Below are 22,193 nucleotides of genomic sequence, written 5' to 3'. Positions count from 1 at the left end.
AACGGCCCGCCCGAACGGCACCATCCGGCTCAGATAACCTCGGCCATGCGCAGGGCGATGTCGACGAGCTTCACGCGCTGCAGTTCTGCGACAGCGGGAACGGTGAACCAGCCGGCCATGTCGGTCGAGCCATCCTCTTCAAAGCGCAGCTTGCCGCCAGAGATTTTCGCGCGGTAGACGATGCGCAGCGTGTGCAGCGGCACGTTGGCCTTCTTCACCCGACGACCAGCAGGAATGACTCGGGAATGCACACCGAGCAGTTCCTGCACGTGCACCGTGTAGCCGGTCTCTTCACGGACCTCTCGGCGCACAGCGTCCTCTGGATCTTCACCGGCTTCGAGCCCGCCACCGGGCATCGTCCACGCGACGCGGCGCCCCTCGGTCCAGCGCGCCAGCAGCACCTTGCCCTCGTCGTCGGTGACGACCGCGTACGCTGCGACCCGCAGATCCATGGGACTCACACTAGTGGGGCGCCAAGATCGCACGACACTAGATTACATACCGCCCGGTCGGTATGATGGCGATTATCCCCACCGAAAGGACACTCCATGACCCGCACCGCCATCGTCACAGGAGCCGCCCGCGGCATCGGCGCCGCGACGGCCATTCGCCTTGCTTCCGACGGTCACGCCGTCGCCGTGCTCGATCTGAATGAAGCCGCCTGCGCCGACACCGTGCAGATCATCACCGATGCGGGCGGCCGCGCCATCGCTGTCGGTGCGGATGTCGCCGATGCCGCCGCGGTCACCGCGGCCGTCGACCTGATCGCCGTCGAGCTCGGCGCACCGACAATCCTGGTGAACAACGCCGGGATCATCCGCGACAACCTGTTGTTCAAGATGACCGAGGATGACTGGGACTCCGTCATCTCGGTGCACCTGCGCGGCGCATTCCTGATGAGCAGGGCAGTGCAGAAACATCAGGTCGACGCGGGTTGGGGTCGGGTCGTGAACCTGTCGAGCACCTCGGCGCTCGGCAACCGCGGCCAGGCGAACTACGCGGCGGCAAAGGCCGGGATGCAGGGCTTCACGAAGACCCTTGCCATCGAGCTGGGTCGTTACGGGGTCACTGCCAACGCGATCGCACCCGGCTTCATCGTCACCGATATGACCCGCTCGACCGCCGAGCGCGTGGGTGTCGGCTTCGACGATTTCGTTGAGCATATGGCGAAGGAGATCCCCGTGGGTCGTGCGGGACAGCCCGAAGACATCGCTGCCGCGGCGTCCTTCTTCATCTCCGAGCAGGCCGGCTTCGTATCCGGTCAGGTGCTGTACGTGGCAGGCGGGCCGGCATCATGAGCATCGTCGCCGGGCACCCCTCAGAGCTCGTCGGAGCGATCGGACACAGCGCCACCGGCGACTGGTTCACGATCGACCAGGCACGCATCCAGGCGTTCGCGGATGCCACCGAAGACTGGCAGTGGATTCATCTTGACCCTGAGCGTGCGGCCTCCGGTCCGTTCGGCGCCACCATCGCGCACGGCTATCTCACCCTCTCCCTGCTGCCGCGCCTCACCGAAGGACTGCTGCAGGTCGACGGTGCCGCCATGGTCGTGAACTACGGTCTCGACAAGGTGCGCTTCCTGCAGCCGGTGACGGCCGGATCCCGCGTGCGCGCGGTCACCGAGGTCACTTCTGCCGAAGGCGGCGCGCAGGGCTGGCGTGTGGGGATGCGTACGACGGTCGAGATCGAGGACTCTGAGCGTCCGGCGTTGGTCGCCGAGACGGTCGCGCTGTTCATCCCGGCGTAGGAGCAGGAGCTACCGGCCTCACAGACCGACTTCACGCGTGACGTCCTTCCACGGAATCGGCGTCTCGCCGAGCCGGTCAGTCTCATCCCACGCCGCATCCACCGCGCGGATGTCGGCGAGCTCTTCCGCGTCACTGAGGAGTCGAGCAAGTGAGTCCGTATCGACGACGACGGCGACTCGCACGTTACCCCGAGTCAGATAGACGGGCTCACGTCGCGACTGATCGACCACGAAGGCGAGGCGATCACGAGCATCGGTGAGGGTGATCTCAGTCATACCTGCAGGTATACGCCCTGAGACGCGTGCACGGAAGTGTGCGAGACTGTAAACATGTCTACAGGCGTTCTCAGTGTGCGACTCCCAGAGGAGATCAAGGCTCGGCTGGATGCCCTCGCCGAAGCAACGGGACGCCCCGCTGCTTTTTACGTGCGTGAAGCTGTCGCCGAGCATCTCGCCGACATCGAGTATGCCTACGCACTCCGCACGGAGGCTGAGGCGATTCGCCGAGGCGAAGTTCGCACCCGCTCCCTCGACGAGGTTGCGACAGAACTCGAACTCGACTGAGCAACTTCGCTAGTTGCGAGTCGGGGTTGAGCCGTGTGGAGCATTGAATTATCGCCTCGTGCTGAGAAGGCAATGCGCAAGCTCGACAAGCAAGTCGCGCGTCGTGTGCGAGACGGGCTTGTCCGGCTCGCCTCGCTCGAAGACCCCGCCGTCTCATGCAAAGCACTCAGCGGTCCGATGATCGGGCTGTGGCGCTATCGCGTGGGAGACTACCGCGTCATCCTTGATATCAACCGCGGCCAGGTCGTCATTGTCGCCCTCGACCTTGGGCACCGCGGCGATATCTACGACTGACTGCCAGCCGGCCTCCCGCTCGAATCACCTCACACCCGCTCGAGCACCATCGCCATGCCCTGGCCGCCGCCGACACACATTGTCTCGAGCCCGTAGCGGCCACCGGTCACGGCGAGGCCGTTGAGCAGCGTCGAGGTGATGCGCGCACCGGTCATGCCGAACGGATGCCCGACGGCGATCGCCCCGCCGTGCACGTTCAGACGCCCCTCGTCGATGCCGAGCTCACGCGCCGAAGGAATTACCTGTGCCGCGAAAGCCTCGTTGATCTCGACCAGGTCGATGTCTGAGATGCTGAGTCCCGCCAGGGCGAGCGCGCGTCGCGAGGATTCAACGGGCCCCAGCCCCATGATCTCTGGCGACAGAGCGCTCACCCCGGTCGAGACGATCCGCGCCAGCGGCTCGAGCCCCAGCTCGTCGACGACGCGATCCGACACGATGACCACGGCCGCTGCCCCATCATTGAGCGCGCAGCAGTTGCCCGCGGTGACCGTGCCGTCCGGGCGGAACACCGGCTGCAGTCCCGCGAGCGTCTCGGCCGTCACCCCGGCACGAGGCCCGTCGTCGGCCGAGACCACCGTGCCGTCGGCAAGGGTCACCGGCGTTATGTCCCGTGCCCAGAATCCCGAGGCGATCGCGGCCTCGGCCCGCTGCTGCGACCGTGCGGCGAAGGCATCCTGCTCGTCGCGGGTGATGCCATGCACCTGGGCCACGTTTTCGGCCGTTTGCCCCATCGCGATGTAGGGGTCAGGAAGCGCGCCGCCGAGGCGAGGGTCGGTCCATGCCGGAGTCCCGGCCGCCGCGCGTCCCGTCGATCGCTCGCCGGCCGCACCGAACACCGGGTTCTCGATTACATGCCCTGGCGAGGCATCCGCAGCGCCGTGTACGTACCGGCTGACCATCTCGACGCCGGCCGAGACGAAGACATCGCCCTCGCCGGCCTTGATCGCGTGAAATGCCATCCTGGTGGTCTGCAGCGACGATGAGCAGTAGCGATTCACCGTGGTGCCTGGCACGGTGTCCAGCCCCAGCAGTACTGAGACGATGCGGGCGATGTTGAACCCCTGCTCGCCGGCCGGCTGCCCGGTGCCGAGCAGCAGGTCATTGATGCGAGTCGGATCCAGGCCCGGCACCTTGTCGAGCGCGGCCTGCACCATGCGCGCGGCGAGATCGTCACCGCGCAGCGAGGTGAGCGATCCCTTTCCGGCACGGCCGATCGGGGAGCGGGCGGTGGCGACGATGTATGCCTCGGGCATGAGATCTCCTGTGGGTGTGCGCGTGTGGGTGATGAGTCAGACGAAGGCGGGGATGCCAGTGATGGCACGCCCCACGATGAGCGAGTTCATGTCGTAGGTGCCCTCGAACGTGTAAACGGCCTCGGCGTCGGCAAAGTACCGTGCGACGCCGTGATCGAGCTGGATGCCGTTTCCGCCGCAGATCTCGCGACTGCGGGCCACGACCTCACGCATCCGCTTCGTCACGAATGCCTTCGCCATCGCGGAGTGATGATCGCGCTGCGCGCCCTCATCCTGCAACTGCGAGACGCGCATGCACATCGCGATGGATGCCGTGATGTCGGCGAGCGAGTCGGCGAGCTTCTGCTGCACGAGCTGGAACGACGCGATCGGCTTGCCAAACTGAATACGAGTCTTGGCATATTCGACGGATGCCTCGTAGGCACCCACTGCGACACCGAGCGCCTGCCACGCGACATCGCCACGAGTGAGGCGCAGCACCACCGCGAGGTCGCGGAAGCCGTCGATCTTCTGCAGCCGATCGCTTTCCAGCACGACGACGTTCTCGAGCACGATGTCGGCATTCTCGACTGCGCGCAGCGACTGCTTGCGCTCGATCTTGGTGCCGGTGAATCCGATCGCTGGCGTGCGTACGAGGAACCCCTTCACCTGGTCGTCGGCGACGTCGCGCGCCCAAATGACGACGAGATCGGCGAAGGCGCCGTTGCCGATCCATCGTTTCGCGCCGTTCAGCACCCATTCATCACCGCGGCGCTCCGCCGTGGTCTCCAGCCCCTTGGCCGTGTCGGAGCCGTGGTCAGGTTCGGTGAGACCGAATGCCGCGACCAGTTCGCCGGCGGCGAGTGTGGGCAGCCATTCGGCCTTCTGCTCGTCGGAGCCACCGACCCAGATCGCAGTCATCGCCAGGCCGCTGTGCACACCGATGAAGGTGGCCGTCGACGGGTCGGCGCGGGAGATCTCCATCGCCACCCACCCGCGGAAGACCGCGCTGTTCTCGAACTGCCAGGTCTCCGGGAATGCGTTGCCGTACAGGCCCAGCTCCGCGATTCGCGGCACCAGGTGGCGCGGGCTCTCCGCGCGCTCCCAATGGTCATCGGCGAACGGTCGCACCTCAGTGTCGAGGAACGCGCGAATCGACGTCAGCGCCCGCTGCTCGGTGTCGGTGAGTCGGGTCTGGAACTCGTAGAAGTCGGCAGCCAGCAGCGCAGCGCGCGGGGCATCCGTCAGTGCAGTCGGGTTCGGCGTGGGTGTGGGCAGGGTGGACGGGCTCAGGGTGGACGTCATTGTGTCTCCGATCGTCGGTGATCACGATCGAGTATGCATCATTTTCAAGAATGTTGCACAACATATTTGGAAACGTTGCATTTGCCGAGTGTTGCGCGGGTAGAGTTCTGGCATGACCAGCACCGCCGCCACCCACGCTGTCGCCAAGACCACGACTGCAGTGACGATCGCCGACTCTGGCCTAATCGCGGCACCGTCCTGGTTATCCGATCGCCTGAGCACGCACACCGATGCGCGGCGGGCCTTCGATGCGGCACGGGAGAGCTTCATCGCCGGTCATCGCATCGACATGGGCAGCCTCGCCACCTCACTCGGCGTCGAGCGCACCTCGCTGTTTCGCTGGGTCGGCAACCGCGATGCCCTGCTCGGCGAAGTGCTCTGGTCACTCGCCGTCCCCACACTCATACACGCTGAGCATGCGGCCGCCGCGCTGAGCGGTGGCGAGCGCATCGCCAGCATCCTCACGCATTTCGTCGATGACCTGATCACGGCCGACTACTTCCGCCAGTTTCTTCGTCGCGAGCCCGCCCGCGCGCTGCGGTTGCTCACCACCAAGGAGAGTCCCATTCAGCGCCGCTACGTCGCGACCGCCGAGTGGCTGGTGCGTCGCGAAATCGGCGATGAACCGCTGGGCGGCGCGATCGATCCGGCCGGACTCGCCTACCTGCTGGTGCGGATGTCGGAGTCGTTCACCTACGCCGACCTGATCTCCGGCGACCAGCCCAGCGCCGCGCGTGCCCGCATCGCCTTCCGACTGCTGCTGCGCGTCGACGCCTGAGGCTTCCCCGTCACTCGCCAGAACTCACCAGAACTCGCCGGCACCCGCCCCCACTCGCGACCTCTCAAGGAGCAGACCATGACGACCTTTCGTGTGCACGAGCCGTTCCCGACGCGGTGGAACGACAACGACCAGTACGGCCACATCAACAACACCGTCTACTACCTGGCAATGGATACCGCCGTGAACACCTGGATGATCAGGGAAGGCGGCCTCGATCCCCAAGGCGACGCGATCGCGCTGTGCGCAGCATCCTCGTGCGAGTTCCACGCCTCAGCGTCGTTTCCTGATCCCCTCGCGGTCGGCATCGGGATCGAGCGCCTGGGCACCACGAGCATCACGTGGAAGCTGGGCATCCTGCTCGGAGATGAGCAGATCGCGACGGGTCGCTTCGTGCACGTGTTCGTGGATGCCGCGACCCGAAAGCCCACACCAGTTCCGGCATCCATCCGAGAGGCGATCGAGTCGCAGATCGTCCCCGCGCACTGAGCCCACACGTCGAATCCGCCCGCACGTCCCGCCGAGCCCGCCAGGCCCGCCAGGCCCGCACACATGCAGGGCCGATGAACGGATGCACGGCCATTCACCGGCGTTTCGCCCTGCAGGCGTACGATCTCCCTGCATCCGTGCAAGGAATGGCCGCGCAAGGAGTAGTCGTGGACATACCGACCATCCGGTATGGTATTCATGACGGCTCATCGCAGAGCTGCAGGAAGGCGGGCACAGATGCCTGAGGTACCCGGGCTCGACGTGACGGCGCTGACCGCATGGCTGGCCACCACCCACCCTGAACTCGCGCCTGCGCAGCTTTCCACAGGTGACGGCCTGCGCGCCGAGGTCATTGCCGGCGGCCGCAGCAACCTCACTTACGCCATCGACGGGGCGACGATTCCGCTGATCCTGCGCCGTCCTCCGCTCGGACACGTGCTCTCCAGCGCGCACGACATGGGGCGAGAGCACCGCGTGATCTCTGCCCTGGCATCCACACCGATTCCGGTTCCGGTGGCGGTGGATCTCGTCGATGACACCGGCGGAGCCATCACCGGCAGCCCGTTCTTCCTGATGGAGCGCGCGCCGGGCCGAGTGCTGGCATCCCTTGCGCAGAACGCCGACTACTCCCCCAACGGGCTGCACGCGCTGAGCCTTGAGCTCGTGCGACATCTCGCCGACCTGCACGCCGTCGACCCAGCGCAAGTCGGCCTGGGTGACTTCGGCCGCCCCGACGGCTACCTGGCACGTCAGCTCGCGACCTGGCGCAGACAGCTCGACGCCTCACGTTCGCGTGCGACCCCCGATCTCGACCGTCTGCAGGAGACTCTCGCCGGCGGCGTACCCGAGACTGCGCGCACCGGCATCGTGCACGGCGACTACCGCCTCGACAATGCCCTCGTCGACGGCCCGCGCGAGCATCCGCACATCTCCGCGATCCTGGACTGGGAGATGGCCACACTCGGCGATCCGCTCGTCGACCTCGGCATCTTCGCGCTGTACTGGGACATCGCCGACCTCCCCGGTGGCGGCGGAGCAGTGCCGAGTGCCGTCGATCCGTCGGCCGGCTACCCCGGTTTCGACGAGCTCGCCGACGCATACGCGGCGCACGCCGGCATCACGCTGCCGAACCTCAGCTGGTACCGCGCCTTCGCCGCGTACAAACTCGCCGTCATCCTCGAAGGCATCCACTACCGCTTTCGCGCAGGCGACACCGTCGGCGAAGGTTTCGAACGCATGGGCGGGCTCGTCGAGCCGCTCGCAAGGAAAGGGCTGCAGGTGCACTGATGGACTTTGCTCCGGATACACGAACCACCGAGATCACCGCGCAGGTGCGCGCCTTCCTCGACGAGGAGGTGTTCCCCGCCGAGGCCACCCTCGATGCGCAGCTCGCAGCGATGCCGGGCGAGTGGTCGTTCCGCCCGATCGTTCGCGAGCTGCAGCAGAAGGCACGCGCACGCGGACTGTGGAACCTGTTCCTGCCGGGCGAGGCCGCAGCGACGGGAGGCGCAGGGCTCACGAACCTGCAGTACGCGCAGGTGGCTGAGTTGACCGGATGGAGCCCCCGGCTCGCTCCCGTCGCATTCAACTGCGCGGCCCCCGACACCGGCAACATGGAGGTGCTGAACGACTTCGGCACTCCCGAACAGAAGCAGCAGTGGCTCACCCCGCTGCTGAACGCCGAGATCCGCAGTGCGTTCTGCATGACGGAGCCGGATGCCGCATCCAGCGACGCCACGAACATCGGCACGAGCATCCGCCGTGAGGGTGATGAGTACATCATCACCGGACGCAAGTGGTGGTCGACGGGCGCGATGAATCCGGATGCCGCGATCTTCATCGTGATGGGAAAGACGGATCCGGATGCTGCGCGCCACCGCCAGCAGTCGATGGTCCTGGTGCCGCGGGACACTCCTGGGGTGCAGATCGTGCGCCCGCTGACGGTGTTCGGGTACGACGACCGCGATCATGGTGGCCACGCCGAGGTCGTCTTCGATGACGTGCGTGTGCCGGCTGCGAACCTGATCGGAGAGGAGGGCGGCGGTTTCGCGATCGCGCAGGCGCGTCTCGGCCCCGGTCGCATCCACCACTGCATGCGCGCCCTCGGCATGGGTGAGCGTGCCCTCTCACTGCTGATCACGCGCGCCAATGAACGGCATGCTTTCGGTCGCACGCTGGCCGAGCAGGGCGTGATCCGTGAGTGGGTGGCCGAGTCGCGCATCCAGCTGGAGGCCCTGCGCCTGCTCGTGCTGAAGACCGCCTGGCTGATGGACACCGTGGGCAACCGGCAGGCGTCGACGGAGATCCAAGCGATCAAGATCGCGGTGCCGCGCGCAGTGCAGACGATCATCGACCGCGCCATCCAGGTGCACGGAGGTGCCGGCGTATCGGGTGATACTCCGCTCGCCGAGCTGTATGCCGGCATCCGCTCGCTGCGGATCGCCGACGGCCCTGATGAGGTGCACCTGTCGAGCCTCGGGCGCGCGCAACTGCGCCTCTGATCGAGCCCTGTTCATCTCAAATATTCACGTCAAAGGAGACATGATGACCCACACCGCTGACCCCGCCATCGACGGCCCCGGCTTTCCGACACTGTCGGTCGCCGCCATCCTCGCCGAATCAGCCGTCCGGCATGCCGACCGCACGGCCGTGCACTTCGCTGGCACCGCAACCACCTACCGCGATCTGTGGGACCAGACGCGTGCGTATGCCGGGGCGCTGCGTGATCGGGGCATCGGCAAGGGCGACCGGGTGGCGATGCTGATCCCGAACGTGCCCGACTTCGCCCGCGTGTACTACGCGGTGCTGTCGCTCGGCGCGATCGCGGTGCCGGTGCATCTGCTGTTCAAATCGGAGGAGATCGCCTACGTACTGCGCGATGCCGAGGCGGATCTGCTCGTGGTCGCCGCCCCTATGCTCGGCGAGGCTGTCCCTGCCGCGCAGCAGGCGGGCGTGCCGCTGACCACCGTGCTGCTTCCTGCGGATGCCGGTATCGAGCTTCCCCGCCTGGAACTGGAGGCCGCGGCATCCGAGCCGATCGTGCGACATGTCGCGACCGGACCACTGGATCCTGCGACGATCCTCTACACAAGCGGAACCACCGGCACGCCGAAGGGCGCGGTCGGCAGCCACCTGTCGATCATCGAGCAGGTGCACTGCACTCTCATCGATGCCTTCGACATCCGCGCGTCCGACACCGTCTTCGGCGGCCTGCCGCTGTTTCACACATTCGGGCAGACCGCGGTGATGAACATCGCGTTCCGGGTCGGCGCTGCGGTGATTCTGCTGCCGCGCTTCGACCCGGATGAGGCGCTCGCGCTGATGATGACGCACCAGGCGACCGTTTTCACCGCCGTGCCGACCATGTACGTCGGGATGCTGGAAGCTGCTCGCCGCTCGGCAGAACGCCCACCGCTGCGGTTCGCCGTCTCGGGTGGGGCCGCGCTGCCGGTCGCCGTGTTGGAGGCATTCCATGATGCCTATGGCGCGGACGTGCATGAAGGGTATGGCCTCACCGAGACCGCGCCGACGGTGTCGTCGAACCCGCTCGGCACGCCGATCCGCCCCGGCACCGTCGGGCGCACACTGTGGGGCGTCGATGTGGCGATCGCGGATGCCGAGATCGATGACCGCACCGTGCTCGACGATTCACCGGGGGCGCTCGGGGAGATCGTCGTGCGCGGACACAACCTTTTCAAGGGCTATCTCGGGCGTGCGGAGGCCTCGGCCGCCGCGGTCGTGGACGGATGGTTCCGCACCGGTGATCTCGGCACCTACGCCGATGGTGTGCTGACGATCGTCGACCGCAAGAAGGACATGATCGTGCGCTCGGGTTACAACGTGTATCCGACCGAGGTGGAGGCTGTGCTCGCGCGGCATCCTGGTGTCGCTGTCTCCGCCGTGTTCGGCATCGCCGACGACGTCAAGGGTCAGGAGGTGCACGCCGCGGTCGTGGCCCGTGAGGGCGTGTCCTTGGATGCAGACGAAGTCATCGCGTTCGTGCGCGAACACATCGCCGCCTACAAGTACCCGCGCGTCGTGCATCTGGTCACCGAGCTGCCACTTGGCAGCAGCGGCAAGGTACTCAAGCGTGAGCTGGTGGAGCAGTACTCTCGCTGAGCATGCCCGGAACGGCATGGGGTGGAACGACATGGTGCAGCAGCGCCAGTCCCTCCCGCGATGCCGAACCGGCGGGGGCGGTGTGTGTCACCAGCAACTGCGCATGCGAGCCTGGTGACTGCAGCGACTGCTTCGTCACCGTGAGTGAGCCCACCAGAGGATGGCGCAGTTCGTAGACGGCGGTGTTGCGAGCCTGCACCCGATTGTCTGCCCACAGCCGGGCGAACTCGGGGCTCTTCATCGACAGCATCCCGATCAGCGATGCCAATGCGGTGTCATCCGGATACGTGCCCACGGCCAACCGCAGGTCACCGACGACGGCACGACTCTTCGCTGGCCAATCCACGTAGAGGGTCCTCAGCGCCGGGTCGAGAAAGACCAGCTCTGCGAGCACAGGCCGCGACCGCGGATGCTGCGGGGCCTCGTAACTGAGATGCGGAGTGAGCAGCGCGTGGCCGAGCCGATTCCACGCGAGGACCTCGCTGCGCCGCCCCAGCACCATCGCCGGGACGTCAGGCATCGAGTCGATCAGTTCGAGGAGCGCCCGATCAGCCGTTTCGACGCCGCGAATGGCGCGCGTGCGCAAAGTCCCATCGTGATGGCTGGCCAACTCGTGGAGGTGCGCGCGCTCATCATCGGTGAGTAGCAGGGCTGCCGCGATCGAGTTGAGCACCTGGGCGGAAGCGCCGTTTGCCTGGCCCTGCTCGAGACGCGTGTAGTACGAGGAGCTGACTCCGGCCAGCACCGCGAGTTCTTCGCGGCGCAGTCCCTGCACCCTGCGGTTGTCGCCATACAGCGTCAACCCTGCCTGTTCCGGCGTGATCCTGGCGCGGCTCGCACGCAGGAACATCCCCAGCCCGTTCTTCTCGGTCATCCTCCCATTGTGCCTGCGACTGCCGACGGCTGGGTATCCCGCTCAGGGATACCCACACGGCGGGCTGGTCCGTTCTCGGCCACGGTCGCACAGTGGGATTCGGGCATCCCCCCGCACCGACACCAACCAAAGAGGTACACGCTCATGTTCACCACACGATTCGCCACCGCCAGTCTCGGCCTGCTCACCGTGGGGGCTGCACTCACGCTCAGCGCCTGCTCTGTGCCAGCGGCACCTGCCGACGCGGCCCCTGCCGACGCCTCACCCGCAGTCTTCTCCACAGCGACCGACGCCACCATCGTTGCGTCCTTCGACCTCACCGCCGGGCAGCTGCCCGAGAACATCGTGAGCGCCGCCGGCGACGCAGTGGCGGTCACCTTCGCGGCCAGCCGCCAGATTGCCGAGATCTCCGCCGCCGGCGACGTCGACATCCTGGGCACACTCCCCGCCCCCGCCGGCGGAGGCACGGCCACCCCCGTGCTCGGATTCCCGCTGGCGACCGGCCTCGCGCTCGTCGACGACGCGTACTACGCGCTGTACGCAACCGGGGAGGCAGACACTACCGGCCTGTGGAAGCTTGACGCCGCCGGGGAGTTTGACCTGGTCGCGTTGCTTCCGTCGGCCGGCCTGCCGAACGGACTGGCCTTTGACGAGCAGCATGACCGTTTTCTGGCCGCAGACTCGGTCCTCTCTGCGATCTACAGCATCACGCTCGACGGAGACGTGTCGACCTGGTCGGCGGATGCTGTTCTCGCTCAGGACGGCTTCCTCGGTGCGAACGGTGTGCAGCTGCACGGCGGTGACGTCTACGTCTCAAATCTCGACGCCGGGACGATTCTCCAGATCGACATTCAGGATGACGGGGCTGCGGGTGAGATTACCGTCGCAGCCGAGGATCTTGTCGGCGTCGATGACTTCGCCTTCACCGGACGCGAAGATCAGATCGTCGCAACCCTCGATCCGAGCAGTGAAGTCGTCCTGGTGACCAATGGTGAGCGCACCACGGTGCTCACCGAAGATGACGGGCTCAGCAATCCGACCTCGGTGCTCGTGCAGGACGACACGATCTACGTGCCCAGCGCCGCCTATGTCACCCAGGACAACCCCAACCTGTTGACCGCCACTCTCGCCGGTAAGTAGTAGGCGGCGGCGGTCGTAGAGACAGAGATCCTAGAGACAGAGATCCTGGAGATGAAGAGGCGGCCCGGATCCCCAGATCCGGGCCGCCTCTTCGCGAGGACGTGAGGTCAGGACCCTGGCACGCCCTCTGCGGTGAGCGCCACCGGCGCCGGTTCGACCGAGGTGACGTTGCCACCCTCGACCGAGTACGTCGTGCCGACGTAGGCCTGCACACCCTGATCGACAATGCTGATGCCGACGCCGAGGTAGGCGGCATGGCTGTCGTCACTGAACGACAGGGGCAGGATGCCGTTGCCGGCGAGGTCACCGGAGCGCACAGCATCCACCAGCGATTCGCGTGTCGGATTCTCACCCGCGGCAGCCAATGCCTCAGCGAACAGGTACGCGACGCTCATCCCGTAAATGGTGTTGCCGTCGAACGGTGCGCCGTTGTTGTACTCGTCGTTGACCGTCTGGAACAGCGTCACCCAGTCACTGTCGCCACCGAGTGCGGGCAGGTAGTTCGTCCCCACGAATCCCTGCAGCAGCTGCGGGCCGACTTCTTCACCGAGGTAGCCGATGAGGGTCGGGTAGTCGGCACCGGAGGAGGACGAGAACCACTGCGGGAACCAGCCCAGCTGTGCAGCGGTACCCAGCGCGAGCGCCGTGAACCCATTGATTGTGCCGAGGATGTTGATCTCACAGCCGGCGGCCTTGAGCGCTCCGATCTGCGCAGTGACGTCCTGGTTGGATGTCGAGTAACGCTCGACGTGCGTGAGCCCGCCCTCGCCGAGGACGAGCTCGGCGCCCTCGATCATCTCGTCGCCGAAGTCATCGTCCTGCCCGAGCAGACAGACCTTCTTGTCGGGGTACTCGTCGGTGGCATACTGCGCCAGCGCAGCCGATTCCACGATGTAGTCGGCGTTGAATCCGAAGGTGAACGGATACTTCTCCGGCTGGTTCCAGTTCGTGGAACCGGACGCGACGAACAGGTCGGGCACCTCGTTCTGGTTCAGGAAGTCGAGCACGGCCGTGTGTGGCGCGGTTCCCAGACCGTTCACGATGGCGAAGACCTCGTCCTCCTGAACAAGTTCTCTCACAACCGTCAAAGTGGTGGCGGGGTTGTAGCCGTCATCCTTGACGATGTACTCGATATCGCGCCCGTTGATGCCGCCCTGATCGTTCAGGTACGCGAAGTAGGCGGTGGCTGCGGCCGAGATGGACGAGTAGCCCGCAGCTGCGGGACCCGTGAGCGGCGTGTGTGTGCCGATCGTGACGGTGTCGTCGGTGACACCGGGGGTGGCGGCCTCAGGATCGGCCGGGGCGGGAGTGCTGCAACCGGCGAGCGCGATCACGACGGCGGATGCCATGGCGAGAGTCGCGATCCGCCGGAGCGGTGATTGCTGTGACATGTAACGCCTCTTTCTTGGAGTGGGAGTCTTTCTTGGGACCGGAATCGTTCTTGGTACGGGAGATTGCAGAACGGATGCGAAGACTTGCGAGACCGCCGGGCCGCACGAGCATCGTGATGATGAGAAGTGCGCCGAAAACGAGCACGGGGAGGTTGCCCGCAAGGCGTTGCGCGACCTCCGTCGGCAGCGGAAGCGCCGAGGTCGCGGTGCCGATGAGCCAGGGCAGCATGACGATCAGCGCGGAGCCGATCGCCGCACCGCCGATGCTGCCGAGGCCACCGAGCACGGCCGCGACCAGCAGCAGCAGCGAGAACGCCAGAGTGTAGGCGCCAGGGCTCACCGACTGGGTGACGAAGCAGAGCACCGCGCCGCCAGCACCTGCCGCAACCGCACTCACTACGAAAGCGGTGACCTTCACCTGCGCGGCGGCGACACCGTTGAGGCGGGCCGCGGTCTCGTCATCGCGAACGGCACGCATCCGCAGCCCCAGCGAGCCTCCGCGAAGTACGGTGAGCGTCGTGACGACGACTCCGGCGACGATGACGGCGACCCACGCCTGCCACTGCTCGAGGGCGATGATCGCGCTCAGCGCCTCCGGCACCCCGTCATAGGAGATCTGCAGTCCCTGGTCGCCGCGGAACACTCCGGAGAACACCGCGGTGACGGCGGGGACCGCGATCACGAGCGCCAGAGTGACACCGGCGAGATAGGGCCCACGGAGGCGGGCGGCGGCAAGCCCCAGCAGCAGACCGAGAGCACCGGCAGCGAGGATGGCGACGAAGAGGGAGAGCAGTAATCGCGGCGCACCGGCGATGCCTGCCTCGGTCAGAGCATTGGCAGACAGCGCATACCCGTAGCCACCGGTGGCCATGAGGGCCGCGTGGCCGAGGGAGAGCTGTCCGCTCTGCCCGACCAGCAGTGTGAGTCCTGCAACCGTACAGAAGGCGGCGGCGATCGTGGCGAGTTGGAAGTTGCGGTACGGATCGAGCAGGAATGTGCCACCGATCGCGAGGATGGTGAGGATCGCGCCGAACACGATCGTGCGACCTGGGCCGCGCAGGGAGGGCAGGATGCGGTTCATGCGCTGCGCGCCTCTCGTAGGGAGAACACTCCGCCTGGCCGCAACAGCAGCACCGCGACGAGCAGCACGAGCACGCCGATCGGGGCGACCGTGGCGCCGAGGTAGCCGGTGACGAGGGTTATGGCGACGCCCACGACGAGGCCGCCGAGCATCGCGCCGGCGGGCGAATCCAGGCCGCCAACTACCGCGACCGCGAAGGCGTAAACGAACAGCATGTCGGTGGAGTGCGGGTTCAATCCGAGTTCGGTCGGCACCAGCAGGATCGCCGCGAGGGCGGCGACGGCGCTCGACAGCATCCATCCGATCGTCACCATCTTGTTCACCCGCACCCCCAGCACGCGTGACACTTCGGGGGCGAATGCCGCTGCGCGCAACTGCAGGCCGAGTGAGGTGCGGGTGAACAAGAGCGCAAGGGCGGCCATCACGACCAGCGCGACGATCAGGATGAACAGATCGTTCGGTGAGAGCAGCGGCACGCCGCCGACGAGGATGGGTGCGTCATCGAACGGCGCCGCCATGGGACGATACTGCGGTCCGAACAGGATGCCGAGCAGCGACTGCAGCACCATGACGAGGCCGATCGCGACGATCACACCGGTGAGCGGACTGGCGTGCGGGGCGAATCGCATCACACCGCGTTCGATGACGAGCCCGACGACTGCGCCGGCGATCAGCCCCGCGCCGAGTCCGGCGAAGTAGTTGCCGGTCAGCGCGCTGACCGCGAAGGCGACGTAGGTGGCGACGAGCGCCATCGCGCCCTGCGCGAAGTTGATGATGCGCGCAGCACGCCAGATCAGCACGAGCGAAAGCGCGAACAGCGCAAAGATCGCGCCGCGGGCGAGGCCGGTGGCGAGCAGGAAGGCGAGACGATCCATCAGAACCCCAGGTAGGCGTGTCGGAGGGCGGCGTCGCCGGCGAGTTCGGATGCCGGAGCATCCGCCACCACGCGACCGAGGTCGAGCACAACGCCGCGGTCGGCGATCGAGAGGGCTCCTGTGACGTTCTGCTCGGCGAGGAGCACGGTGATTCCGCGCTGCTCTGCGGCATCACGAAGGGTGCTCATCAGCTGTGCGACCACAAGTGGCGCGAGGCCGAGCGAAGGCTCATCAAGCGCGAGGACTCGGGGCTCAGAAATGAGCGCCCGGCCCAGGGCGAGCATCTGCCGCTCACCGCCGGAGAGCTGATGCCCATCGGCGGTACGGCGACGGGCGAGCGGCTCGAACATCTCGTAGATGCCATTTATCGCGCGCTCGCGGGCGGCACCGCGATGACGCCACAGGGCGCCGAGGCGGAGGTTCTCCTCGACGGTGAGTTCGGCGACGACGCTCTGCCCTTCAGGAACCAGCGCAAGTCCGCGGCGCGCGCGGTCCTCGGTGCGCACGGATCCGAGATCGGTTCCGTCCAGCGTGATGGAACCGGATGCCGCGGGCACGAGCCCCGCGAGGGTGCGCAGCAGGGTGGTCTTGCCCGCACCGTTGGCGCCGAGCAGCGCGACCACCTCACCGGGGCGAAGGTCGATGCTGACGTCGTGCAGAACGGGTGCGCCGCCGTAGCCGACGGTGAGACTGCTGATGGTGAGAGAGGCGCCGGTGCGCGTGGTGGTTTCGGTCATGAACTGGCTCCCTCTGGTGCGGCAGCATCCGCCTTCACGCCGAGGTAGGCCTCTTCCACGCGGGGGTCGTTACGCACCGCATCGGGCGTCCCGTGGGCGATAACGCGGCCGAAGTCCAGCACCACGATGCGATCGGCAAGCCCCATCACGAAGTCGACGTGGTGTTCGACCAGCAGCACGGCGCATCCTGCATCCGCCACCCGGCGAACCGTCTCCGCGAGTGCATCGATGTCATCGGCGCCGAGGCCACCGGCCGGCTCGTCGAGCAAGAGCATGGTGGGCTCTGAGACGAGGGCCCTGGCGAGGGCGACACGCTTGCGGTCGGGGTACGCGAGCGCCGCAACCGGACGATCAGCCAGCGCGGTGAGGTCAAGGGCTTCCAGCTGCGCGGTCACCGCGGTCTCGGCATCCCGTCGCCCAGATAGCGGAACGCCGACGTTCTCACGCACCGTCAGGCTGGGAAACAGTCCCAGTCCCTGCAGCGTGCGGGCCAGTCCCTGCCCGATGAGGCGAGCCGTGCGTCGCGGCGCGGGACGGCCGTCGAGCGAGATGGTCCCCCGGTTGCGAACGAGACCGCAGATCGCGTTGAACACCGTCGTCTTACCCGCGCCATTCGGCCCGATGAGGGCGACGATCTCGCCGGACCGGACGTCGAAGGAGACGTCGTCGACCGCAGTGAGTCCCCCGAAGGTCACCGTGAGATGGCTCACGTCGAGCCGGACGGGCGGCTGGTCGGATTGCAGGGTGTGCGGGTACATCGGCACCTCTTCGTGTCGCTGGTTTGATCACTCTACATCAGAAACCGACCGGGCGGTATGTAGTTGTTGCGGGCTTGTGATGAACAAATATTCGAATGTCCGTGCCCCCGTGTTGAATGGTCAGTATGAACAACGTCGTCACACAGCTCGAGGGTCTCGATGAGACCCTCGCCGTGCTGACGCGGGACGCGTTCGGCCGCGAAGTCATTCCCGATCTCAGTGATGCCGACGTCGCTGCGCTGCTCGCTGCGACCGGCCGAGTTCAGCGCAGACTTGAAGCCCTCCAGATCGAGGCGGCCGTGCAGGTGCAGGAGCGCTCGGCTCCGATGCGCGACGACCGGATCACCCTCACCTACGGGTGCGCGACGGCGGTGGACCTCATTCGGATGCTCACCCTGGTCGACTCCCGCCAGGCTCACCGGCTGGTGCGGGCCGCCGGCTTCCTGAAGCGCACCCGCAGCATCACCGAGGGCGTGTTCCTTCCGGCGCGCTATCCCGCGCTGCGCGAGGCCGTCACTGACGGATACCTGGGGCTGTCGGGTTTGCTGGCCGCGATCACTCCGCTGGAGCAGGCACGCGCGCGCATCCTCGACGATCAGCGACTCGACGCCGACCGGCAACTCGGGGCGCTCGCTCGAGGGATCGACACCGACGCGGAGTCCGACGCTTCCATCGGCCGCGGACCGCTACCGACACCCGAAGATCTCGGGCTCCTCTCGCAGGTGCTCGTCGCGTACCTCGACCCAGACGGCGCCGAGCCGACGGATGACACCGCCACCCGCAAACGCGGGTTAACGATCGGGCGCCTGCGTGATGGGACCATTCCTGTCCGCGCCGACCTGCTCCCTGAGGTGGCGGGGCAGCTGCAGCTTCTGCTCGACAGCCTGCTGAATCCTCGGGTCGACGGTCCGGAAGACCTGTCATCCACGGGCGGAGTGCATTTCGCGCCGACGGACGATGACGCCAGCGTGGGCACTGACGCCGACCACGGCCTCTCCCCCGTCGACTCGCGCACCCGTGCGCAGAAGCGCCACGATGCGTTCGCCGCGATACTCAACACCGCTGCGCGCACGGGCAATTTCCCGACGTTGGGCGGCGCCGCGCCGACCCTGGTGGTGACCGTCAACGCAGACGATTACGCCACCGGCGCAGGTCACGCGAGCGTGCAGAACACCGGTGACCTCATTCCTGCACGTGTCGCCGCACAAACGGGCTGCGCGGGCGGCATCCAACGCGTCCTCTTCGACAGCCAGGGCAGGATCGTCTCGATCGGCACCTCGGCCCGCATCTTCAACGCCCTTCAGCGGCGTGCGATCACGCTGCGGGACGGTGGCTGCATCATCCCCGGCTGCACGATCCCGGCCACCTGGTGTGAAATCCATCATGTTCGTGAGCACGCCGACGGCGGGCCGACGCACACTGACAACGGCGTGCTGCTGTGCTGGTGGCACCACCGGAATCTGCACCTGTCAGAGTGGCGTATCCGGATGAACGGCGGCGTTCCCGAGGTGCGCGGCCCCCTCTGGTGGGACCGTGAACAGCGTTGGCGGCCGGCCGGGCGACCACGACCTCAATCTCCACCTCGCCATCGACAACCGGCCACCGTCTGAGCACGGGGCGGACCGGGGCGAAGAGCCTAGCGATGCGAACATCTCAGCGGTGCGGAATACCGGCGATCATGCCGCCGTCGACGACGAACTCCGCGCCGCTGGTGAACGACGACGCATCGCTCGCAAGGAACACGATGGTGCCCGCCAGATCTTCCGGCTCGCCGGGGCGCCCGAGCGGAATGTCGAGATGCGCGGGGTCGATCCTTGTCGTCATCGAGGTATTGATGAATCCAGGGTGCACCGAGTTGACCCGGATCCCGAACGGTCCGAGCTCGACTGCGAGAGACGCGGCGAGGCCGCGCACCCCGAACTTCGCCGCCGTGTAACCGTGCAACCCTGCGCTGCCGCGCATCCCCTCGACCGAGGAGATGTTGATGATCGATCCTTTGCCCTGCTGCTTCATGATCGGCACCACCGCGCGGCAGCCGAAGAAGGTGCCGGTGAGGTTCACCGCGATCACGGCGTCCCATTTCTCGGTACTGAGATGCTCGATCGGCGCGGCATTCGCGATACCGGCATTGTTGACCAGCACGTCGACGGCGCCGAAGGCCTGAACCGACGCATCCACCGCGGCATCCCACTGCATCTCCTGGGTGACATCCAACGAGACGAACAGCGCCCGCTCCCCCAGCTCCGCGGCAAGAGCCCGTCCGGCATCCTCGAGGATGTCCGCGATCACGACCCGTCCGCCCGCAGCATGCAACGCGCGGACGTACGCCTCGCCGATGCCGCGCGCACCACCGGTGACCAGCGCCACCCGCCCGCCCAGATCGTTCATGACGAGACCTGGATGACCACGCGACCCACCGTCGTGCCTGTGGCGAGCTTGGTGATGGCAGCCGGTGCATCGTCGAATGGCACCACACTGTCGATGACCGGAGCGATCTTCCCAGACTCGAACAGGCGGATCAGCTCCTCGTGCGCTTCATCGACCAGGTGCGGCAGACGCTCCTGGTAGAGACCCCAGTACAGCCCGAGCACGGCGTAGTTCTTGACCAGAGCGTGGCTCACCGCGAGCTGCGGAATCTCACCGCTCGCGAAGCCGATCACGACGATGCGTCCCTCGAAAGCGACCGCACGGGTGGATGCGGTGAATGCCGCTCCTCCCACCGGATCGAACACCACGTCTGCGCCGTGGCCGCCGGTGATGCGCTTGACCTCGCCGACGATGTCATCGCCGCGCAGGATGACGTGCTCAGCGCCCGCGGCGCGAGCGACCTCTGCCTTCGCCTCGCTGCCAACCACGCCGATTACCCTGGCACCGGCGGCGGCGCCCAGCTGCACGGTGGCAGCGCCAACTCCGCCCGCCGCCGCATGCACGAGCAACCACTCGCCCGCCTGCAGCTTCGCGCGACGGTGCAGCGCGAACCACGAGGTTTGGTAGGCGATGTTCAATCCTGACGCCGCCAGAAAATCGAAGCTGTCCGGAATCGGATGCACGGATGCCGCATCCACGGCCGCGTATTCGGCGAGAACGCCGATCTTCCCCGCGACGACCCGGTCGCCCACAGCGTGTGTGGAGACACCGCTGCCCACGGCAATCACTGTTCCGCTGCACTCTATGCCGGGAATGAAGGGCAGCTCCGGCTTCACCTGGTATTCGCCGCGAGCAAGCAGCACATCCGGGAAGTTCGCTGCGACTGCCGCGACCCGGATGAGCACCTCTCCTTCAGCCGGCACCGGTGTCTGCACACTCTGCTGTGTCAGCGCTTCTGCGGGTTCACCGAGACTGGTGACCTGCCAGGCGCGCATGGACTGCGGAACTTCAATGGGGGACGGCATCCGTTCTCCTCAAGCTGGCGAGAAACAGGTCGGTGATCTGCTCGGCGATGAGCGTCTTACCTTCCGGTCCCTCTGGTGAATACCAATGCGACAGATAGTGCACGTCACTGAAGAAGTGCGCGACAAGCAGCGCAACAGGGATGTCATCGCGGTAGATCCCCTCGCGCTGTCCGCTCCCGATGAGGGCGGCGAACTCGTCGTGGTATCCGCGACGGCGACGGGTGACATCCTGCTGTCTGGGCGCCGAGAGCATGTTCATGCTGCGGAAGAACACAGCCCCCTCGGCGATGTGGTCGATCGAGGTCTCCAGCACGTCGATGCACGCCGCACGCAACACCTCATCGGTCGTCCCGCCCCGCGCGATGATCTCGTCGAGATGCGCCTTCTGCAGCGTCAGCAGCGAGTCGTAGATGCCGAAGAGCAGATCATCCTTCGACTCGAAGTAGTGGTACATCGCACCCTTGGTGACGCCGGCAGCCTCGACGATCTGCTGCACGCTCGTGTTCGCGTAGCCGCGGGTGGCGAACAACTCGACGGCGGCGCGGGTGACGTTTTCAGGGACGTGTGAATCCTTCATATCCTCATCTTTCCGTGAATCATGATCACGCGTCGTACATATGGATCAGCGCCATCCATCAGAGCGGACGGATACTGGCGCCGCCATCGATGGACACGGTCTGCCCGGTCATCCACGCGGCATCATCAGAGAGCAGGAAGGTGACGGGACCGGCCACATCGTCGGGTTCGCCGAGGCGCGCGAGCGGATAGCCTGCGGACACCGCACCCTCGTGTCCTTCGTAAAGCGCCCGAGCGAACGCGGTCTTGATCACCGCCGGTGCGACGGCATTGACACGGATGTCGGGAGCAAGTTCGAAGGCAAGCTGCGCGGTGAGATTGATGAGCGCCGCCTTGGAGATGCCGTAGAACGCGATGCCGGGGCTTGCACTCAGACCCGCCACCGAGGCGATGTTCACGATGCTGCGGCTGAGGCCGGCGGCAAGTGCGGCGCGCGTCCAGTCGAGAGCTGCGACCACGTTGACCTCGAGGATCTTGCGTGCGGCGTCTGCATCGACGTCGACGATGGGCCCGTAAACGGGGTTGATGCCGGTGTTGTTCACGAGGTGGTCGAAGCGGCCATGCTGAGCGGCGATGTGCGCGAAGACTGCGCCGCGGTGATCGGCATCATCGGCGCGGCCAGCGACGGCGGATGCCGCAGGCCCGAGCTCTGCGACGGCAGCATCGAGCGCATCCTGCTTGCGACCCGTGATGACCACGGAGCCACCCTCGGCGACGATGCGCCGAGCGATGGCAAAGCCGATCCCGCGGCTTGCCCCGGTGATGAGCGAAACTGTGCCGTTGAAGCGTGCAGTGCCGTTAGATCGTGCTGTGCCGTCGAAGCGTGCTGCGGACATGG

Annotated in this window: 25 protein-coding genes; 11 read left to right on the top strand and 14 right to left on the bottom strand. The window is 66.5% G+C overall.

The window, feature by feature from the left end:
- Nucleotides 1-29: 29 nt before the first annotated feature.
- Nucleotides 30-452: an NUDIX hydrolase gene (locus ACSU1G_RS26790; protein WP_439283368.1), complete on the bottom strand. Its 423-nt coding sequence runs from the start codon at nt 450-452 to the stop codon at nt 30-32.
- Between the two features lie 96 nt (nt 453-548).
- On the opposite strand from ACSU1G_RS26790, the gene ACSU1G_RS26785 reads away from it, so the two are divergent.
- Both ACSU1G_RS26785 and ACSU1G_RS26780 read left to right on the top strand, forming a co-directional pair.
- On the top strand, nt 549-1,298 hold the full coding sequence (locus ACSU1G_RS26785) for an SDR family oxidoreductase (RefSeq protein WP_439283367.1): 750 nt from the start codon (nt 549-551) through the stop codon (nt 1,296-1,298).
- Nucleotides 1,295-1,750 carry a MaoC family dehydratase gene (locus ACSU1G_RS26780; RefSeq protein ID WP_439283365.1) on the top strand — a complete coding sequence of 152 codons (456 nt, stop codon included), beginning with the start codon at nt 1,295-1,297 and terminating at the stop codon, nt 1,748-1,750. The genes ACSU1G_RS26785 and ACSU1G_RS26780 overlap by 4 nt, the downstream gene beginning before the upstream one ends.
- An 18-nt stretch (nt 1,751-1,768) precedes the next feature.
- Here ACSU1G_RS26780 and ACSU1G_RS26775 read toward each other — a convergent pair whose 3' ends face one another.
- Complete coding sequence (locus ACSU1G_RS26775) at nt 1,769-2,026, bottom strand: type II toxin-antitoxin system Phd/YefM family antitoxin (protein WP_439283363.1); 258 nt, start codon at nt 2,024-2,026, stop codon at nt 1,769-1,771.
- A gap of 54 nt (nt 2,027-2,080) precedes the next feature.
- Here ACSU1G_RS26775 and relB point away from each other — a divergent pair, with 54 nt between their 5' ends.
- Nucleotides 2,081-2,314, top strand: coding sequence for a type II toxin-antitoxin system RelB family antitoxin (relB, locus tag ACSU1G_RS26770; protein ID WP_439283362.1), 234 nt, complete (start codon nt 2,081-2,083; stop codon nt 2,312-2,314).
- 33 nt (nt 2,315-2,347) lie between these two features.
- A complete protein-coding gene (locus ACSU1G_RS26765) occupies nt 2,348-2,608 on the top strand; it encodes a type II toxin-antitoxin system RelE family toxin (protein ID WP_439283360.1) in 261 nt (86 codons plus the stop codon).
- A gap of 29 nt (nt 2,609-2,637) precedes the next feature.
- Here the strand turns inward: ACSU1G_RS26765 and ACSU1G_RS26760 are convergent, their stop codons facing one another.
- Together ACSU1G_RS26760 and ACSU1G_RS26755 are read right to left on the bottom strand one after the other, a co-directional pair.
- Complete coding sequence (locus ACSU1G_RS26760; RefSeq protein WP_439283358.1) at nt 2,638-3,861, bottom strand: acetyl-CoA C-acetyltransferase; 1,224 nt, start codon at nt 3,859-3,861, stop codon at nt 2,638-2,640.
- A gap of 36 nt (nt 3,862-3,897) precedes the next feature.
- Nucleotides 3,898-5,145 carry an acyl-CoA dehydrogenase family protein gene (locus ACSU1G_RS26755; protein WP_439283356.1) on the bottom strand — a complete coding sequence of 416 codons (1,248 nt, stop codon included), beginning with the start codon at nt 5,143-5,145 and terminating at the stop codon, nt 3,898-3,900.
- A 112-nt stretch (nt 5,146-5,257) separates the two neighbouring features.
- Here ACSU1G_RS26755 and ACSU1G_RS26750 point away from each other — a divergent pair, with 112 nt between their 5' ends.
- The 5 genes from ACSU1G_RS26750 to ACSU1G_RS26730 all read left to right on the top strand — a co-directional run bounded on the left by ACSU1G_RS26750 (nt 5,258) and on the right by ACSU1G_RS26730 (nt 10,531).
- Nucleotides 5,258-5,923, top strand: coding sequence for a QsdR family transcriptional regulator (locus tag ACSU1G_RS26750; protein WP_439283355.1), 666 nt, complete (start codon nt 5,258-5,260; stop codon nt 5,921-5,923).
- Nucleotides 5,924-6,001: 78 nt separating this feature from the next.
- On the top strand, nt 6,002-6,412 hold the full coding sequence (locus tag ACSU1G_RS26745; RefSeq protein ID WP_439283353.1) for an acyl-CoA thioesterase: 411 nt from the start codon (nt 6,002-6,004) through the stop codon (nt 6,410-6,412).
- Nucleotides 6,413-6,649: 237 nt separating this feature from the next.
- A complete protein-coding gene (locus tag ACSU1G_RS26740) occupies nt 6,650-7,699 on the top strand; it encodes a phosphotransferase family protein (protein WP_439283351.1) in 1,050 nt (349 codons plus the stop codon).
- Nucleotides 7,699-8,913 carry an acyl-CoA dehydrogenase family protein gene (locus tag ACSU1G_RS26735; protein WP_439283349.1) on the top strand — a complete coding sequence of 405 codons (1,215 nt, stop codon included), beginning with the start codon at nt 7,699-7,701 and terminating at the stop codon, nt 8,911-8,913. The genes ACSU1G_RS26740 and ACSU1G_RS26735 overlap by 1 nt, the downstream gene beginning before the upstream one ends.
- Nucleotides 8,914-8,956: 43 nt before the next feature.
- The gene (locus tag ACSU1G_RS26730) at nt 8,957-10,531 is read left to right on the top strand and encodes an AMP-binding protein (RefSeq protein ID WP_439283639.1); all 1,575 of its coding nucleotides are present in this window, start codon (nt 8,957-8,959) and stop codon (nt 10,529-10,531) included.
- Here ACSU1G_RS26730 and ACSU1G_RS26725 read toward each other — a convergent pair.
- Nucleotides 10,497-11,405 (bottom strand): helix-turn-helix domain-containing protein, encoded by a 909-nt coding sequence (locus ACSU1G_RS26725; RefSeq protein WP_439283347.1) that lies wholly within the window; start codon nt 11,403-11,405, stop codon nt 10,497-10,499. The two genes, ACSU1G_RS26730 and ACSU1G_RS26725, sit on opposite strands and share 35 nt — an antisense overlap.
- Nucleotides 11,406-11,549: 144 nt before the next feature.
- On the opposite strand from ACSU1G_RS26725, the gene ACSU1G_RS26720 reads away from it, so the two are divergent.
- Nucleotides 11,550-12,545: a hypothetical protein gene (locus tag ACSU1G_RS26720; RefSeq protein ID WP_439283345.1), complete on the top strand. Its 996-nt coding sequence runs from the start codon at nt 11,550-11,552 to the stop codon at nt 12,543-12,545.
- A gap of 107 nt (nt 12,546-12,652) precedes the next feature.
- Here the strand turns inward: ACSU1G_RS26720 and ACSU1G_RS26715 are convergent, their stop codons facing one another.
- From ACSU1G_RS26715 to ACSU1G_RS26695, 5 genes are read right to left on the bottom strand one after another with little or no spacing between them, the layout of a single operon-like run.
- The gene (locus ACSU1G_RS26715; protein WP_439283343.1) at nt 12,653-13,936 is read right to left on the bottom strand and encodes an ABC transporter substrate-binding protein; all 1,284 of its coding nucleotides are present in this window, start codon (nt 13,934-13,936) and stop codon (nt 12,653-12,655) included.
- Nucleotides 13,833-15,017 (bottom strand): ABC transporter permease subunit, encoded by a 1,185-nt coding sequence (locus tag ACSU1G_RS26710; RefSeq protein ID WP_439283342.1) that lies wholly within the window; start codon nt 15,015-15,017, stop codon nt 13,833-13,835. The genes ACSU1G_RS26715 and ACSU1G_RS26710 overlap by 104 nt, the downstream gene beginning before the upstream one ends.
- Complete coding sequence (locus ACSU1G_RS26705; RefSeq protein ID WP_439283340.1) at nt 15,014-15,892, bottom strand: branched-chain amino acid ABC transporter permease; 879 nt, start codon at nt 15,890-15,892, stop codon at nt 15,014-15,016. Before ACSU1G_RS26705 ends, ACSU1G_RS26710 begins: the two co-directional genes overlap by 4 nt.
- Nucleotides 15,892-16,629, bottom strand: a complete 738-nt coding sequence (locus ACSU1G_RS26700) for an ABC transporter ATP-binding protein (protein WP_439283338.1) — start codon at nt 16,627-16,629, stop codon at nt 15,892-15,894. The genes ACSU1G_RS26705 and ACSU1G_RS26700 overlap by 1 nt, the downstream gene beginning before the upstream one ends.
- Nucleotides 16,626-17,387 (bottom strand): ABC transporter ATP-binding protein, encoded by a 762-nt coding sequence (locus ACSU1G_RS26695; protein WP_439283336.1) that lies wholly within the window; start codon nt 17,385-17,387, stop codon nt 16,626-16,628. Before ACSU1G_RS26695 ends, ACSU1G_RS26700 begins: the two co-directional genes overlap by 4 nt.
- Before the next feature lie 125 nt (nt 17,388-17,512).
- Here ACSU1G_RS26695 and ACSU1G_RS26690 point away from each other — a divergent pair, with 125 nt between their 5' ends.
- The gene (locus tag ACSU1G_RS26690; protein WP_439283335.1) at nt 17,513-18,997 is read left to right on the top strand and encodes a DUF222 domain-containing protein; all 1,485 of its coding nucleotides are present in this window, start codon (nt 17,513-17,515) and stop codon (nt 18,995-18,997) included.
- Between the two features lie 43 nt (nt 18,998-19,040).
- Here the strand turns inward: ACSU1G_RS26690 and ACSU1G_RS26685 are convergent, their stop codons facing one another.
- From ACSU1G_RS26685 to ACSU1G_RS26670, 4 genes are read right to left on the bottom strand one after another with little or no spacing between them, the layout of a single operon-like run.
- Complete coding sequence (locus ACSU1G_RS26685; protein ID WP_439283333.1) at nt 19,041-19,775, bottom strand: glucose 1-dehydrogenase; 735 nt, start codon at nt 19,773-19,775, stop codon at nt 19,041-19,043.
- On the bottom strand, nt 19,772-20,779 hold the full coding sequence (locus ACSU1G_RS26680; protein ID WP_439283331.1) for an NADPH:quinone oxidoreductase family protein: 1,008 nt from the start codon (nt 20,777-20,779) through the stop codon (nt 19,772-19,774). Before ACSU1G_RS26680 ends, ACSU1G_RS26685 begins: the two co-directional genes overlap by 4 nt.
- Complete coding sequence (locus ACSU1G_RS26675) at nt 20,763-21,356, bottom strand: TetR/AcrR family transcriptional regulator (protein ID WP_439283330.1); 594 nt, start codon at nt 21,354-21,356, stop codon at nt 20,763-20,765. Before ACSU1G_RS26675 ends, ACSU1G_RS26680 begins: the two co-directional genes overlap by 17 nt.
- A 58-nt stretch (nt 21,357-21,414) precedes the next feature.
- On the bottom strand, nt 21,415-22,191 hold the full coding sequence (locus ACSU1G_RS26670; RefSeq protein WP_439283328.1) for an SDR family oxidoreductase: 777 nt from the start codon (nt 22,189-22,191) through the stop codon (nt 21,415-21,417).
- Nucleotides 22,192-22,193 lie beyond the last annotated feature (2 nt).

Source organism: Microbacterium sp. A93, assembly GCF_051842835.1.
Note: the sequence above shows the minus strand (reverse complement) of the source record. Positions and strands in the feature narration are given on the sequence as shown.